General features: G+C 33.7%; 14 protein-coding genes, 1 pseudogene and 1 riboswitch. Of the genes and pseudogenes, 2 read left to right on the top strand and 13 right to left on the bottom strand.

Features of this window, described 5'->3' with window-relative positions; genetic code table 11:
* Positions 1–18: 18 nt before the first annotated feature.
* A riboswitch (purine riboswitch) is annotated at positions 19–120 on the bottom strand.
* A 72-nt stretch (positions 121–192) separates the two neighbouring features.
* From larC to groES, 6 genes and pseudogenes are all read right to left on the bottom strand, one after another.
* Positions 193–1,394, bottom strand: a pseudogene (gene larC, locus HALHA_RS13880) (nickel pincer cofactor biosynthesis protein LarC).
* 74 nt (positions 1,395–1,468) lie between these two features.
* Entirely contained in the window at positions 1,469–2,236 is a 768-nt protein-coding gene (gene larB, locus HALHA_RS01550) for a nickel pincer cofactor biosynthesis protein LarB (protein WP_015326044.1), read from the bottom strand.
* An 11-nt stretch (positions 2,237–2,247) separates the two neighbouring features.
* A complete protein-coding gene (larE, locus tag HALHA_RS01545) occupies positions 2,248–3,078 on the bottom strand; it encodes an ATP-dependent sacrificial sulfur transferase LarE (protein WP_015326043.1) in 831 nt (276 codons plus the stop codon).
* A gap of 67 nt (positions 3,079–3,145) precedes the next feature.
* The gene (nikR, locus tag HALHA_RS01540; RefSeq protein ID WP_015326042.1) at positions 3,146–3,559 is read right to left on the bottom strand and encodes a nickel-responsive transcriptional regulator NikR; all 414 of its coding nucleotides are present in this window, start codon (positions 3,557–3,559) and stop codon (positions 3,146–3,148) included.
* A gap of 142 nt (positions 3,560–3,701) precedes the next feature.
* Positions 3,702–5,360 carry a chaperonin GroEL gene (gene groL, locus HALHA_RS01535; RefSeq protein WP_015326041.1) on the bottom strand — a complete coding sequence of 553 codons (1,659 nt, stop codon included), beginning with the start codon at positions 5,358–5,360 and terminating at the stop codon, positions 3,702–3,704.
* 82 nt (positions 5,361–5,442) lie between these two features.
* Positions 5,443–5,733 (bottom strand): co-chaperone GroES, encoded by a 291-nt coding sequence (gene groES / locus HALHA_RS01530; RefSeq protein WP_015326040.1) that lies wholly within the window; start codon positions 5,731–5,733, stop codon positions 5,443–5,445.
* A gap of 368 nt (positions 5,734–6,101) precedes the next feature.
* Here groES and HALHA_RS01525 point away from each other — a divergent pair, with 368 nt between their 5' ends.
* Together HALHA_RS01525 and HALHA_RS01520 are read left to right on the top strand one after the other, a co-directional pair.
* A complete protein-coding gene (locus HALHA_RS01525) occupies positions 6,102–6,398 on the top strand; it encodes an ACT domain-containing protein (RefSeq protein ID WP_015326039.1) in 297 nt (98 codons plus the stop codon).
* A gap of 18 nt (positions 6,399–6,416) precedes the next feature.
* Positions 6,417–7,778: a PFL family protein gene (locus HALHA_RS01520; protein WP_015326038.1), complete on the top strand. Its 1,362-nt coding sequence runs from the start codon at positions 6,417–6,419 to the stop codon at positions 7,776–7,778.
* A gap of 69 nt (positions 7,779–7,847) precedes the next feature.
* Here HALHA_RS01520 and HALHA_RS01515 read toward each other — a convergent pair whose 3' ends face one another.
* The 7 genes from HALHA_RS01515 to tsaE all read right to left on the bottom strand — a co-directional run bounded on the left by HALHA_RS01515 (position 7,848) and on the right by tsaE (position 14,665).
* Complete coding sequence (locus HALHA_RS01515) at positions 7,848–8,780, bottom strand: L-lactate dehydrogenase (protein ID WP_015326037.1); 933 nt, start codon at positions 8,778–8,780, stop codon at positions 7,848–7,850.
* 24 nt (positions 8,781–8,804) lie between these two features.
* Positions 8,805–10,160 carry a DUF512 domain-containing protein gene (locus HALHA_RS01510; RefSeq protein ID WP_015326036.1) on the bottom strand — a complete coding sequence of 452 codons (1,356 nt, stop codon included), beginning with the start codon at positions 10,158–10,160 and terminating at the stop codon, positions 8,805–8,807.
* A gap of 230 nt (positions 10,161–10,390) precedes the next feature.
* Positions 10,391–11,869: a sodium-dependent transporter gene (locus HALHA_RS01505; RefSeq protein ID WP_015326035.1), complete on the bottom strand. Its 1,479-nt coding sequence runs from the start codon at positions 11,867–11,869 to the stop codon at positions 10,391–10,393.
* A gap of 135 nt (positions 11,870–12,004) precedes the next feature.
* Positions 12,005–13,024: a tRNA (adenosine(37)-N6)-threonylcarbamoyltransferase complex transferase subunit TsaD gene (gene tsaD, locus HALHA_RS01500; RefSeq protein WP_015326034.1), complete on the bottom strand. Its 1,020-nt coding sequence runs from the start codon at positions 13,022–13,024 to the stop codon at positions 12,005–12,007.
* Positions 13,025–13,082: 58 nt separating this feature from the next.
* The gene (rimI, locus tag HALHA_RS01495) at positions 13,083–13,526 is read right to left on the bottom strand and encodes a ribosomal protein S18-alanine N-acetyltransferase (protein ID WP_015326033.1); all 444 of its coding nucleotides are present in this window, start codon (positions 13,524–13,526) and stop codon (positions 13,083–13,085) included.
* Positions 13,519–14,214, bottom strand: a complete 696-nt coding sequence (tsaB, locus tag HALHA_RS01490; RefSeq protein WP_015326032.1) for a tRNA (adenosine(37)-N6)-threonylcarbamoyltransferase complex dimerization subunit type 1 TsaB — start codon at positions 14,212–14,214, stop codon at positions 13,519–13,521. The genes rimI and tsaB overlap by 8 nt, the downstream gene beginning before the upstream one ends.
* A complete protein-coding gene (gene tsaE, locus HALHA_RS01485) occupies positions 14,195–14,665 on the bottom strand; it encodes a tRNA (adenosine(37)-N6)-threonylcarbamoyltransferase complex ATPase subunit type 1 TsaE (RefSeq protein WP_015326031.1) in 471 nt (156 codons plus the stop codon). Before tsaE ends, tsaB begins: the two co-directional genes overlap by 20 nt.
* Between the last annotated feature and the right edge of the window lie 12 nt (positions 14,666–14,677).

Genomic DNA, 14,677 nt, shown 5'->3' with positions numbered 1-14,677 from the left:
CAACTGAAGCCAGCTCACCCCTAAAAACTACTATTTCGTAGTCAGCTAGTTTGCGGCTAGCTGGTAGAAACTTTCGGGCCCTATTCCCAAAGATATACGAAATACAATCTTCAATTTTATATTTTAATAATCATAAAAGTCGTTAACTTATGTGAGTAGTATAAATTAAAAACCAGTCATTGTCAAGTTGATTTAATCATCAGTTAATTCCTCTTTGGCTGTAACTAATGCTTGATTATATACTTTCTTCACTGGTACCTCTAAGCTTTGTGCTATCTTCTTACACTCTTCATACTCTGGAGCATACTTGATTAGTTCGCCTTGATAATAAGCTACTTTAATAGTTATCTCTCCAAATAAAGTTTCGAGTTGATAAAATTTACGCTTTAATGCTTTACGTTCTACTTCATACTTCCGAATCCCTAAAGTTGTTGTTTCTCTAAATATAATCTCTTCTAATTGAGAAGTATCTTCTAACTGACATAACACATTAACTTTAACCCCTGGTCTATTCTTCTTCATCATAATATTAGTCAGATAAACATCTAAAGCTCCTGTTTCAAATAATTTAGGAAATAAATAAGAATAAATTTCTGGATTCATATCATCAATATTTGTTTCCAACATCATTAACTTAGTCTTACTTTTTTTTTACCTAACACCACACGTAATAGATTACTAATTTCTAATTCTTTATCACCAATTCCATAACCTACCTGTTCAATTTGCATTTCAGGTAATGGCTTAAATTCACCTGCTAAAGTCTTAGCTATCGCAGCACCAGTTGGTGTTACCAGTTCACTCTTTATTCCTGTTGAATAAACAGGGACTCCATCTAAAATCTCTAAAGTAGCTGGGGCTGGAACTGGAATATTACCATGAGCACAGTGAACAAATCCAGTTCCTGTATGTAAGGGGGAGACAATAATCTGATCTACATTCAACTGCTCAATACAGATAGCAGCTCCTACAATATCAATAATAGAGTCTAGTGCACCTACTTCATGGAAGTGAACCTGATCTAAAGGCTTATTATGTACTTTAGCCTCAGCTTCAGCAACTTCTCTAAATATATCCTTACTTAAATTTTTAACATAATTACTCAACTGACTAGACTCAATAATCTCTTCTATATCAGCTAAATTTCTGTGTGGATGATGGTGGTGATCATCTTCATCAAAGTGATGGTGGCTATGTTCTAATGATACCTTAAAATCAGTACCAGTAATTCCTTTCTCTTGCTCCTCTTCTATCTTCAATTTATAACCATCAATATCTAACTTAGCTAACTCTTCTTTAAATACTTCTTTATCCACTCCTAAATCAAGTAAAGCTCCAATCGTCATATCACCACTAACCCCTGCTAAACAATCAAAGTATAATACCTTATCCATTGCAATCCTCCTTATTTTAACATCTCACTTGAAAATGAAATTCGATTAATGTATCAAAAATGATCGTGTGTTAATTAATTATTTCGCGCCTGTTCAATCTGGCGATTAATTGTACTAGCTAAATAACCTGCTCCAAAGCCATTATCTATATTAACTACTCCTAAACCACTAGCACAACTATTTAACATAGATAATAAAGAGGCTACTCCATCAAAGTGTGCACCATAACCTACACTAGTAGGCACAGCAATAACTGGTTTATCAACTAAGCCACTAACTACACTAGCTAAAGCTCCTTCCATTCCTGCCACTACTATAATTATATTGGCTTCCTTTAATTTATCTTGATTGCCTAATAATCTATGAATTCCTGCTACTCCTACATCATAGAGTCTTTTTACAGTATTACCTAGCATATCAGCTGTTATAACTGCCTCTTGAGCTACCGGAATATCAGAAGTTCCACCAGTTACTACTAATATTTCACTTTCAGTCTCTGCCACTTCTTCTTGCTGAATAACTATTATCTTAGACCTTTCATAATATTCTATATCATCTGTTAGTTCTTCTAGAGCATGATAGACCTCTTCTTCTGCTCTAGTAGCAAGTATATTATTACCTCGTTCTAACATATTAGTCACTATCCCTTTAATCTCTTCGTTAGACTTCCCCTCACAATAAATAACTTCTGGATAGCCATTTCTTAAACTACGATGATGATCTACTTTAGCATAACCTAAATCTGAAAAAGGTAGATCCTTTAGTTGACCCATTGCTTGGTCAACCTCTAGATTTCCATTCTTTACTTTAGCTAATAGTTCTCTAATATCCTTATTATTCATTCAAATCCCTCCTAAATATCTAAATCTGTATCTTCTTTATCTAATACTTCATTCATACTCCCAGTTCGATAACCAGCTAAATCCATTGTTACATAATCAAATCCAAACTCTTTTAACTTTTCATCAATGGCATCAATTCTTTTCAATTCAAAGAATCTTTCTCTTTCCTCAGGTGCTACCTCAATTCTAGCAATATCTCCATGGTGTCTAACCCGCAATTGTCTAAAACCTAGATCCCATAAGTAGTTTTCTGCTTTTTCAACCATTGCTAATTTCTCTTTAGTTATTTCTTCACCATAGGGAAATCTAGAGGACAAACAAGCCATATCTGGTTTATTCCAAGTAGGAAGTTTTAATCTCTTAGATAATTGTCGTATTTCATCTTTAGTTAACTTAGCTTCTTTAAGTGGACTAGCTACTCCTAATTCATCAGCTGCTTTTAGTCCTGGTCTAAAATCACTCACATCATCATATGTTGAACCATCCAGAACATATTCAACTTCATGTTCTTTAGCTATTTCTGCTACTCGTGAAAATAATTCATGCTTACAAAAATAACACCTATTAGGAGGATTATCAGTAAATTCATCTATATCTGTCTCTTCTGATACAATAACTACTTGTTTAATACCTATCTGCTCTGCTAATTCTTGAGCTTCTTTAAATTCTCTGGTAGGATAAGTAGATGATTTAGCTGTAACAGCTATTGCCTTATCCTCCAAAACATCATGACATACTTTAGTTAAAAAAGTGCTATCTACTCCTCCTGAAAAAGCTATTGCTGTACTACCTAATTCCTTGATAATCCTCTGTAACTCTTCATATTTTTCTTCTAAATTCATTTTTTCGCCTCCTAAATTATTAAAAATCAAATGTCTAATTAAAAAGTGCAACTTTATATCAATTATCCTATAATTCTTCACTAACAGTAGTAATAGTTAATTTATGATGCTTAACGCCCCTTAATCCACCTAATTTCTGAGCTACCTTCTGAATTTTATCAGTTGGCCCTTGCATAACTATGACTTCTAAACAATGTTTACAATCTAAGTATAAATGAAGATTAGATTTAAAAAGACAATTATAATTATCTTCAATCTTTACTAATTTTTCTGGTAATTGACGCTGTTGATGGTTATAAACTAACGTTAATGACCCAATAATTTCCTGGCCTCTCTTTTGAGCTTCTTCCTTAATAATTTTATCACGAATCAGATCCCTAATTGCTTCAGATCGATTGTCATATCTGCCGGCAATTAAATGGTCAAACTTTTCTAATAAATCATGATTAACTGATACCCCAAATCGTTTTAAACCTGACATAACACTCCTCCCTAAAGAAATCTAGTAACACATAACTTAAATTCGTGTCACTAAATTTAGATTTCTAGAAACAATACCAAACTCCTTCAAAAAATAAAAAAGGCCCTCATAATGAGGACCTTAAATTTATATTAGGTGGAGATTACATCATTCCTGGCATTCCGCCCATTCCACCCATTCCAGCTGGCATTCCGCCACCTGCTGGTGCTCCACCACCATCATTATCATCATCAGAATTATCTGCTATAGCAGTTTCTGTTGTTAATAATGTAGCAGCAGCACTAGCAGCATTTTGTAAAGCAGTTCGAGTTACTTTTACTGGATCAACAATTCCATTATCAATCATATTTACAAATTCACCAGCATAAGCATCAAATCCTACCCCAACTTCTTTTTCTTTAACCTTTTCTACAATTACTGCACCTTCAAATCCGGCATTGTCAGCGATTAGTCTTACTGGAGCTTCTAAAGCTTTTTTAACAATCTCAGCACCAGTAACTTCATCTTCTGTTGCTCCTAAATCATCTAAGCTATCTACAACATCAGCTAAAATAGTTCCACCACCAGCAACAATACCTTCTTCAACTGCAGCACGAGTAGCATTTAAAGCATCTTCCATTCTTAACTTTTTCTCTTTTAATTCTGTTTCTGTAGCAGCTCCAACTTTAATTACTGCTACTCCACCAGCTAATTTAGCTAATCTTTCTTCTAACTTCTCTCGATCGAAGTCAGAAGTAGCATTTTCAATTTGACGACGTAACTTAGTAACTCGCTGTTCAATATTCTTTTGCTCTCCAGCACCATCAACAAAAGTAGTCTCATCTTGAGTAACAGTTACACTTCTAGCACTACCTAACATGCTCTTATCAGCATTCTCTAGAGATAACCCTTTATCTTCAGTGATTACTGTACCACCAGTTAATACAGCAAGATCTTCTAACATCTGTTGTCTTCTATCTCCAAATCCAGGTGCTTTAACAGCTACACAATCAAAAGTACCTCGCATCTTATTAACTACTAATGTAGCTAATGCTTCACCTTCTACACCATCTGCAACAATTAATAATGGCTTATTCTCTTGCGCTACCTGCTCTAATAAAGGTAAAATACTCTGAATAGAACTGATTTCTTCATCAGTTAGTAATATATACGGATCTTCTAAATTAGCAACCATTTGCTCATCATCAGTTACCATATATGGAGATAAATATCCTTTATCAAACTGCATACCTTCTACAACTTCAAGGTCAGTTCCCATAGACTTAGATTCTTCAACTGAAATAACTCCATCCTGACCTACTTCATCCATAGCATCTGCAATTAAAGCTCCAACTTGATCATCGTTACCAGCAGAAATAGATGCTACATGAGCAATATCTTCTTTATTCTCAATAATCTGGCTTTTATTTCTAATTTCTTCAACTGCAGCATTAGCAGCTTTATGGATACCACGACGTAATTCCATTGGGTTAGCACCAGCTGCTACATTCTTCATACCTTCATTAACAATTGCTTGGGCCAAGACTGTAGCAGTAGTTGTACCATCACCAGCAATTTCGTTAGTGTTAGTAGCAACCTCTTTAACAGTTTGAGCTCCCATATCCTCATATGCATCTTTTAATTCAATCTCTTTAGCAATTGTTACACCATCATTAGTAATTAAAGGTGCACCAAATCCTTGTTCTAGTACAACATTTCGACCCTTTGGCCCTAATGTTACTTTAACTGCTTCAGCTAAAGCATTTACTCCATCCTCTAATTTACGACGTGCTTCTTCACCAAATTTAAGTTCCTTTACCATTACACTCAACCTCCTTGATTACTGTTTTAAACAAAAGTATGTATCTTATACTAAGAAGCAATCTTGCACTTTAAATTCTCTCTTACTCTATAATAGCTAAAATATCCTTTTCACTAACAACTAAATATTCTTCACCTGCATGTTCAATTTCATTACCAGCATACTTAGCATAAATTACAACATCTCCAGTATTTACTGCTGGTTCAACTAAATCTCCATTATCTAACCTCTTACCTTCTCCAACTGCCACAACTTCACCTTTTTGTGGCTCCTCTTTGGCACTATCAGGAATAACAATCCCTGAATTAGTAGTTTGTTCTTCTTGCTCTACATCTTTAATTACTACTCTGTTACCTAATGGCTTAATGTTCATCATAAACCCTCCTTTATAATTTGAATCTTATTATTAGCACTCACTAACGGCGAGTGATAATTACTACATGATTAATAATAATCCAAATCACCAATAAAATCAAATCGCTAATTATGTAATTATTTTACTTCAAACCCAGTTATAATTGATTAAATCAATTTATCTCTAATATTCACAATTAATCTAATTAATTCAGTATATAATCTTATTACTCTTCTTAATACAGCTTTAATGCCACTAATAACTCATTTTAACCACTAAAATTATTTTTATGTATCAAAAAATAAAAAAATATCTTTAAATTAACAACAAATAAGTGATACAATATTATAAACTAAAATTAAGTAGTCAGAAGGGAGGATTTAATATTGCAACAAGATACGGAAAAAAATAAAGAACGAGCAGTAGTTACAGTTTTAGGTAGTGATAAAGTCGGAATTGTAGCTGAAATTACAGAAATTTTAGCTGAGCATAATGCTAACATTATTGATATTAGCCAAACTTTATTAGAGGATTTATTTGCTATGATTATGCTGGTTGAACTAGATGATTTAGACACTGATTTTGAAACTCTAGGTCAGCAATTAGAAGAAGAAGGAGAAAGACTAGGAGTTAAAATAATGCTTCAACATGAAAAAGTATTTAGATATATGCATCGGATCTAAGGAGGCAAAAAATATAAAATGATATTTAATACCGATGAAATTTTAGAAACTATTAAAATGATTGAACAAGAAAATTTTGATATTAGAACAATTACTTTAGGAATTAATCTTAGAGATTGTGCACATCCTAATATAGAAACTTTAAATCAACAAGTTTACGATAAAATTACTACTACTGCACAGGATCTAGTTGCTGTAGCAGACAAAATTGAAGCTAGGTTTGGGGCACCTATTGTTAATAAACGTATTTCTGTTACCCCTATTTCAATAATTGCTGATGCTTGTCAAGAAAAAAATTATACAAGTATTGCAAAAACTATGGATAGAGCAGCTAAAGAAGTTGGGGTTGATTTTATAGGAGGTTTCTCTGCTCTAGTACACAAAGGAGCTACTAAAGGAGAAAGTAACTTAATAGAATCTATCCCACAAGCTTTAGCTAATACAGATAGGGTCTGTTCTTCAGTAAATGTAGCCTCTACTAAAGCAGGGATTAATATGGATGCTGTACTAAAGATGGGCCAAACTATTAAAAAATCAGCCCAACTTACTGCTGATCAAGATGGATTAGGAGCAGCTAAGCTAGTTACTTTCTGTAATGTTCCTGAAGATAATCCTTTTATGGCAGGAGCCTTCCATGGAACCGGAGAACCAGAAGCAGTAATTAATGTTGGTATTAGTGGTCCAGGAGTAGTTAAGAATATAGTAGAAGAAATACCTAATGCTGATTTTAATACTTTAGCAGATAAAATCAAACGTACTGCTTTTAAAATTACCCGGATGGGAGAGCTAGTTGGAGAAACTGCTTCTGAAATGCTTGATATCCCATTTGGAATTGTTGACCTTTCTTTAGCACCTACTCCTGCTATAGGAGATAGTGTAGCTAATATCTTAGAAGGAATGGGGTTAGAAGTATGTGGAACCCATGGTACAACAGCTGCCTTGGCCCTGCTTAATGATGCAGTTAAAAAAGGTGGTTCTATGGCCTCTTCTGCAGTAGGAGGATTAAGTGGTGCTTTTATTCCCGTTAGTGAAGACCAAGGGATGATTAAAGCAACTGAACTAGGAGCATTAAGCTTAGAAAAATTAGAAGCTATGACTTGTGTTTGTTCAGTTGGATTAGATATGATTGCTATCCCTGGTAACACAACAGCAGAAACTATCTCAGCTATTATTGCTGATGAGATGGCAATTGGAATGATTAATAGCAAGACTACTGCTGTTCGAGCTATCCCTGCTCCTCACAAGAATGTTGGGGATGAAGTAAAATTTGGAGGATTATTAGGAGAAGCACCAATTATGAAAGTTAGTCAATATAAATCAGATAAATTTGTACACCGAGGAGGAAGAATCCCAGCTCCTATTCAAGCATTAACTAACTAAAAACTAAAGCTGAGGTTAAGAAAATAAGGCTAAACCTTAAAATTATCAGGCTTAGCCTTAACCTCAGTTTCATACCTTAATTTCTTTAATCGTATTCTCCAATGATTTAGCAGCATCTTCTAATTTTTTTAATTCTTCTTTAGTTAATGGAAATTCTAATATTTTTTCAATTCCTTGCTCTCCTATTATACAAGGAACACTTAAAGCTACTCCTTCAATTTCATACTCTCTATCTAAATAGACTGAAACTGGTAATACAGCTTCCTCATCTAAAGAAATAGCTTTAACAATCCTGGCTACCCCAGCAGCAATCCCATGATTTGTATAACCTTTCTTTTTCCAAATATCAAAACCTATCTGCTGTACTTGTTTAGTTATCTTCTTCTTATTTAACTCTACATCTAAACCTCTTATTTGAGCAAAAGTTTCAAAATCATAACCACAGATACCAGCTATACTCCAAGGTACAAAAGAAACTTTACCATGTTCACCTAAAATATAGCCAAATATATTCTTAGGATCCAACTGATACTTATTTCCGATTATTCTCATTAACCTAGCACTATCAACTATTGTTCCTGTTCCAATAACTTTATCACGGTCATAACCTGATTTCACTGCTGTATATGTGACTACATCTACCGGATTTGTCACAGGAATAATTAAAGCATCAGTAGTATACTTTATAATCTGTTCCATAATTTCTTTTGTTACTTGGGCATTTTGTAATGCTAAATCACGACGAGACTGACCTTCCTTAATGCTTGGCCCAGCAGTTAATACTATTAAGTCAGCCCCCTGACAATCACTATAATCCCCCACTTCTAAACTAGCACTAGGATTATAATTATAAGAGGTAGTATGTGAATAATCCATTACTTCCCCTTCTGCTTTATCTTGATTAATATCTACTAGTACAATTTCTGATATTGACCCTTGGGCCAACAATCTACCTGTTACATCACTACCTACCATTCCAGCACCAATAACTACTACTTTCATTCTTTCCCCCCTCTTCTTTATTACTTACACTAATTCCATTTCTATCTCAAACTCATCTTCTAATTGATGATATCTCTCTCCTACTAAATCATAGCCAGCAAAATCAAAAGCTATTTGGGGTAATAAGACTAAATCATAAATAGCTAATGCACCTTGATAACCCCTTAATCTTTGTTTGAAATCATCTACTGTTAATAACCCTGCGCTTAAAATAGAACCTGCAAAAAATTGATTTTCAACAGCTAAAATCTTTATTTCTGTAGTATTATCTGGTTTTAAGGAATCACTAGCCAATTTTAACCTGGCTTCTGCTAATTGAGAAGTAAGAATTAACACCTTATCAGCGCGATAACTTCTAATTATCTTCTTTATTCTTTCTATCAAATCAGGAGCTAAATCATAACTAACAACTATCCCTGGCTTTTCTCCCTTTTCTTTTTTAACTCTAATTTCTATTTCTTCTCCACTACGTTCTAAAATAACCATAGGTTCCTCTGCTTTTGTTAATTTATAAAAAGCATCCACCCTAGAAAAAACTGGCTGATTATTAACTTTTAATATCCTATCTCCTCTTTTGATTCCAGCTTTATCGGCTGGTGAATTCAGAATTGCTCCTTCTACTAAAGCGTTTAAATTAGTTATCTCAGTTGGCTCTAAAGTAATTGGTACTTGATAGTTACTCTTACATTCTTCAATAAACTCCTGTAAATCTTGCCATAAACTAAGTTCAAATTTCATATACTCTGGACTATATTTAGTATACCCAGGCAGGAAAACTCTTATTGTCTTAGCTCCAGTTTGATTAAGATAACTAATTGTTTCTTCTAGATCATCCCAGCCAACTTGATGAGGCATAGCTACAATACTACCATGATACTTAATATTTAATTGCTCTAATTTTTGCATAGCTTTTAACACCATGGCCCCTTGCCTATCATTCATCAACTTATCTCTACCTTCTAAAGTAGCACTATTTAATGATAAATTTATCTCTATCGGATTTAACTTAGATAATAAATCAATATTCTCCTCTGTTAATCTAGTTCCATTAGTAGTTAATTTAATCGGTGTATCCGGGAACCTATCTCTTAACAGCTTCATTATTTGGCTAAACTGAGGGTGTGTAGTTGGTTCTCCCTCACAAATTCTAGTAATTGACTCACCAATTACTATTTTCTGTCTATGGTCTAGCATAGATATTAATTCCTTAACTTCTACTAATGGTCTATGCCCCTTAGAAAATGTTTCAACTTCTGCTGGGTTACCTTGATGACTACAAAATAAACAATTCACATTACAAGCTGAGGTCACAGGTAAAATATTATATTTTTGAGCGGATAAAATAGCTAATTGTTGTTCTGAATACTCGATTGTAATCACTCCTTGGTAATAGAAATCGCCCTCTCCTGTTATTATACCAGAAAGGACGATAAGTTAAATCATGCTACTTTATTTTCCTCTTTTAATCCTAACAATTGTTGGTCTAGTAACTGATTAAAACTTAATAATAGAGGTGCTGCCACTACAATTCCAACTGCACTAATTCTCATTCCTACAATCAAGTTGAATTTATCAGCAAAAAAGCCAGTTACTATTGGCCCTCCTAAATTTTAATTATCACTTTTTTCCTGCCAAGTCAAAGATGATAAATATATACCAAACAAAATAACTACAATTGAAATAGACCAGCCCAAAATTAAAGCTGTAGTGGAGTAATCTCCATATCCTTTGGTTAAGTTTGCTATTACTCCTTTTCCAAACATAATAATTAAAATACCAGGAGTAATCAACTTAATCATAATCTCCCACCAAACTCCTATTTCAAAATCAGAGACTTGGTTCATAAATTTTCTTAAACGTTGGGCTCCATATCCCCAACCTAATACTAAACAAAAGAATATAGCTGCTAAACCAGCACCAAATTGCATCAAGAAATGATCAATTATATCTAATAAATATAATCCTGCTCCTGTAGTAAACAAAACACTTCCTAAACAACTAGTCAGACATACTATACTAGCAGCTTTTTTTCTAGAAATAGCAAACTTATCTTGAATATTAGCTACTGTAGCTTCTATCATTGAAATACTTGAAGAAAGACCAGCAATTACTAATGAAATAAAAAATAGACTACCAAAGGCTGTTTGAAAAGCTGGTAACATATTGATAGCCTTAGGAAAAGCTATAAATGCCAATCCTATACTTTCAGCTACTAACCCTTCTATCGGTTGACCAGTTTGAGTTGCCATATAACCAAGAATACTAAAAACACCAAGCCCAACTATAAAACTAAAACCACAATTAGCCAAACTAGCAATAAAAGCATTATTAACTATATCAGAATCCTCAGGTTGATAACTAGAATAAGTAATCATAACTCCCCAACCTATACTTAAAGTAAAGAAAATTTGACTAAAAGCTGCTAACCAAACCTCACCATTCATTAATTGAGAGAAATCAGGTTGTAGATACTTATTAATTCCTTCTATAGCACCAGGTAGTGTAATACCCCTAATTGTTATCACCAACATTAATATAGCTAATAACGGCATAAAAATCTTAGATGCTTTTTCTATACCATTTTCAATCCCATTATAAATTATTGCATAATTAATGATCCAAATTACAAATACAGCGGCAAACACAGTCCAATTAATTCCGCCTAACTGCCCTACACTTGAAGTCAAATTAAGATGTTGGTTATAAAAGAAAGCCTCTGGATTTTTACCCCATACTTGCCCAAAAGAATAAAACACATAATTTAAACTCCAACCAATTATAGCCATATAATAAATTACTAACACTAACGTTGCTAAAGTAGGCCACCAACCTAACCATTCCCATTTTTTTGCTAACTTACGAAATGAAAGAGCAGCAGACCCTCTCATTTTACGACCAAAACTAAATTCAAGTATCAATATAGGAATTCCAATCATAACTAAAGCTATAAAATAAGGTATTAAAAAAGCTCCTCCCCCATTATCATAAGCTACATAGCTAAATCTCCATATGTTCCCTAATCCCACAGCTGAACCAATAACTGCTAATATAAATCCTGCTCTACTTTGCCATTGCTCTTCTTTTGCCATACTTTAACTTCCCCTTTCTCGACTACTAATTATTTCTCTCATATTATATCTTAACATTTTTAACTGGTTCTGCAAATGATTTTTTGGCCCCTTCTAAATAAGAAGTCATTCCCTAGATTAAGGAATGACTAATACTTACTTTAATTTTAAACTTGGATTAGCATTTAAGGTAAAAGGCGCTTCTTCTTTATTGTGTTGCCAATTGAAATATCCAGCACTAGCAATCATTGCTGCATTATCAGTACATAACTTAAGTTCAGGATAACAAAATTCAATACCTACCTTTGTCAATTCCTTCTCTAATTCTCTTTGCAATTGACTATTAGCAGCTACCCCTCCTGATAAAATAACTTGGTTAACTTCTTTATCGTAAGCAGCTTTAGTAACTTTGCTTTTAAGAACATCAACAACAGCCTGCTGAAAACTAGCTGCTAAATCTGGCTTAGATATTTCTTCCCCACGTTGCTTTTGATTATTAATATAATTTAATACTGCTGTCTTTAATCCACTAAAACTAAAATCATAACTAGCCTCATCAACTAAAGGTCTAGGTAAATCAATAGCTTCTGCATCTCCTGCTGTAGCTAACTTATCTATTGCTGGTCCACCTGGATAGCCAATCTCCATTACCCTAGCGATTTTATCAAAAGCCTCTCCTGCCGCATCATCTCTTGTTCGCCCTAAAATTTGATAGGTTCCTAATTCTTCAAAATATAATAAATCTGTATGCCCCCCAGATACAGTTAAACAAACTACAGGAGGTTCTAATTGAGGATGAGAGATAAAATTAGCATAAATATGCCCCTCAATATGATTAACAGCTACTAAAGGCAAATCATGAGTATAAGCAATTGATTTAGCTGCTGCAATGCCCACCAATAAACCTCCTACTAATCCTGGCCCATAGGTTACTGCTACTGCTGATAAATCTGTAAAATCAACTCCTGCTTTAACTAAAGCTTCTTCAATAACTGGATTCATTAACTCTACATGTTTTCGGGAAGCAATCTCTGGTACTACTCCACCGAATTTTCGGTGCCAATCAATCTGAGAAGCTATTACATTAGATAATACTTGTTTTCCATTTTTAACCACTGCAGCCGAAGTCTCATCACAAGAACTTTCAATTCCTAACGTCAAAAACCCTTCTGACATAAATTTCACTCCCAAATTTACTTTGGTTTATATTTTTTGATTTTAACTGTCAATTGAATTATAGCTGTTTCCACATCACTATAGCATCTTCTTGGTCATCACTATAATATTCCTGTTTTCTACCAACTTTTATAAATCCTGCTTGCTTATATAACTTCTGGGCTCGGTTATTAGATGCCCTAACTTCTAAACTGACTTTTTGATAATTAGCTTTCTTTACATTTGTAAATAATTCATCTAATAGTTGGGTAGCTATCCCTTGACATCTGTACTCTTTTTTTACCGCTAGGGTAGTAATATGAACCTCATTACACAATAACCAACACCCCAAATATCCTACCAACTCATCTTCTATCAAGCCCACTAGATAATATGCATAATTATTATGTAATTCTTTAATAAATGTAGAAAATGACCAAGGGTTACTAAAAGCTTCCTCTTCAATAGCTAACACTTGGCCTAAATCCCTATCTTCTAAGGACTTTATCTTTAGACTATCCATGCTTCTTATCCCATTGGATCTCAGCTTGAGATCGTTTAAGATAATTAGGAGTCAAAGCAAATAATTCGTCTTCAGCTCCTTGTTGTAAACGATTAAATGCTATCTCACTAATAGCCCCAGCCCGGGGAAGATTAAAAATTGTTCTTACAAATTCAGCTTGCTCAATTTGGTCATTAATCTTTTCCTGGTATTGCTTAGCTACTTGACCTACAAAATAGATTGGCCCTTTTACTTCAGTTAATTCAGTTATCAAATCATCAATTTGTAATATAGTCTCTTTTCTCACCATTTTTAATTGCTTATCGCTTTGATAAAGAGAAGTAAAAATTCTTCCTCCCCGAGCATCAATCATAGGACAGATATAACCAGATATATACCTTAAACTAAAAGCTATAGCTTCTAAAGTAGAAACACCTACAATTGAAACTTCTAGAGATTGGGCCAAGCTCTTAGCAGTAGCTACTCCAATTCTTGTTCCAGTAAACGAACCAGGTCCTAAAGCAACACCTATTCCATCTAAATCCTGTACCTGATAGTTACAACTTTCAATTAGATTTATTATTTGAGGCATTAATCTTTGGGAATGAGTCTCTTCTAAATTTAATAAATGCTCTCCAATTAATCTATCTTCAGCAATTAAACTAACACTACCTACATTAGTTGAACTATCAATTCCTAATACTAACATTGTCTTCCAACTCCGATACCAATTCAATAAATTTATTAGCTTGAGGAATCAATCTAATCTCCCTATAATTACCTTCTCCATGCAAGTTAATATCTAAATAATTATCTGGAATTAATGAACCAGCTTTATCAGGCCATTCAATAATGGTTACTCCACTTCCATATATATATTCTTCAAATCCTAAATCATATAATTCTTCTTCTGCTTTGATTCGATATAAATCCATATGATTAACTTTCATTCTTCCTTGATATTCATTTACAATAGTATAAGTAGGACTTGTAATTTTGTCCTTAACTCCTAATCCAGCACAAATCCCTTTAGCTAAACTAGTTTTGCCAGCCCCTAAACTACCTTGTAAACAAACAATATCTCCGGGGTTAAGTTTATTCCCTATTTTCTTACCAAGTTTAAAAGTCTCTTCTGGATTATCAGTCTTTACTTTTAACATTTAATTCACTCC

Origin of the sequence: Halobacteroides halobius DSM 5150 (assembly GCF_000328625.1) — a bacterium.
Classification (GTDB): Bacteria; Bacillota; Halanaerobiia; order Halobacteroidales; family Halobacteroidaceae; genus Halobacteroides; species Halobacteroides halobius.
The sequence above is the reverse complement of the archived record's forward strand: the minus strand, read 5'-3'. Positions and strand labels throughout refer to the sequence as shown.

Coding starts and splice junctions, on each gene's coding strand:
- tsaE (WP_015326031.1), bottom strand. CDS start 14,665: ATGTTAAAAGTAAAGACTGATAATCCAGAAGAGACTTTTAAACTTGGT.
- larE (WP_015326043.1), bottom strand. CDS start 3,078: ATGAATTTAGAAGAAAAATATGAAGAGTTACAGAGGATTATCAAGGAA.
- larB (WP_015326044.1), bottom strand. CDS start 2,236: ATGAATAATAAGGATATTAGAGAACTATTAGCTAAAGTAAAGAATGGA.
- groL (WP_015326041.1), bottom strand. CDS start 5,360: ATGGTAAAGGAACTTAAATTTGGTGAAGAAGCACGTCGTAAATTAGAG.
- rimI (WP_015326033.1), bottom strand. CDS start 13,526: ATGGATAGTCTAAAGATAAAGTCCTTAGAAGATAGGGATTTAGGCCAA.
- tsaB (WP_015326032.1), bottom strand. CDS start 14,214: ATGTTAGTATTAGGAATTGATAGTTCAACTAATGTAGGTAGTGTTAGT.
- tsaD (WP_015326034.1), bottom strand. CDS start 13,024: ATGTCAGAAGGGTTTTTGACGTTAGGAATTGAAAGTTCTTGTGATGAG.
- HALHA_RS01505 (WP_015326035.1), bottom strand. CDS start 11,869: ATGGCAAAAGAAGAGCAATGGCAAAGTAGAGCAGGATTTATATTAGCA.
- HALHA_RS01520 (WP_015326038.1), top strand. CDS start 6,417: ATGATATTTAATACCGATGAAATTTTAGAAACTATTAAAATGATTGAA.
- groES (WP_015326040.1), bottom strand. CDS start 5,733: ATGAACATTAAGCCATTAGGTAACAGAGTAGTAATTAAAGATGTAGAG.
- HALHA_RS01515 (WP_015326037.1), bottom strand. CDS start 8,780: ATGAAAGTAGTAGTTATTGGTGCTGGAATGGTAGGTAGTGATGTAACA.
- nikR (WP_015326042.1), bottom strand. CDS start 3,559: ATGTCAGGTTTAAAACGATTTGGGGTATCAGTTAATCATGATTTATTA.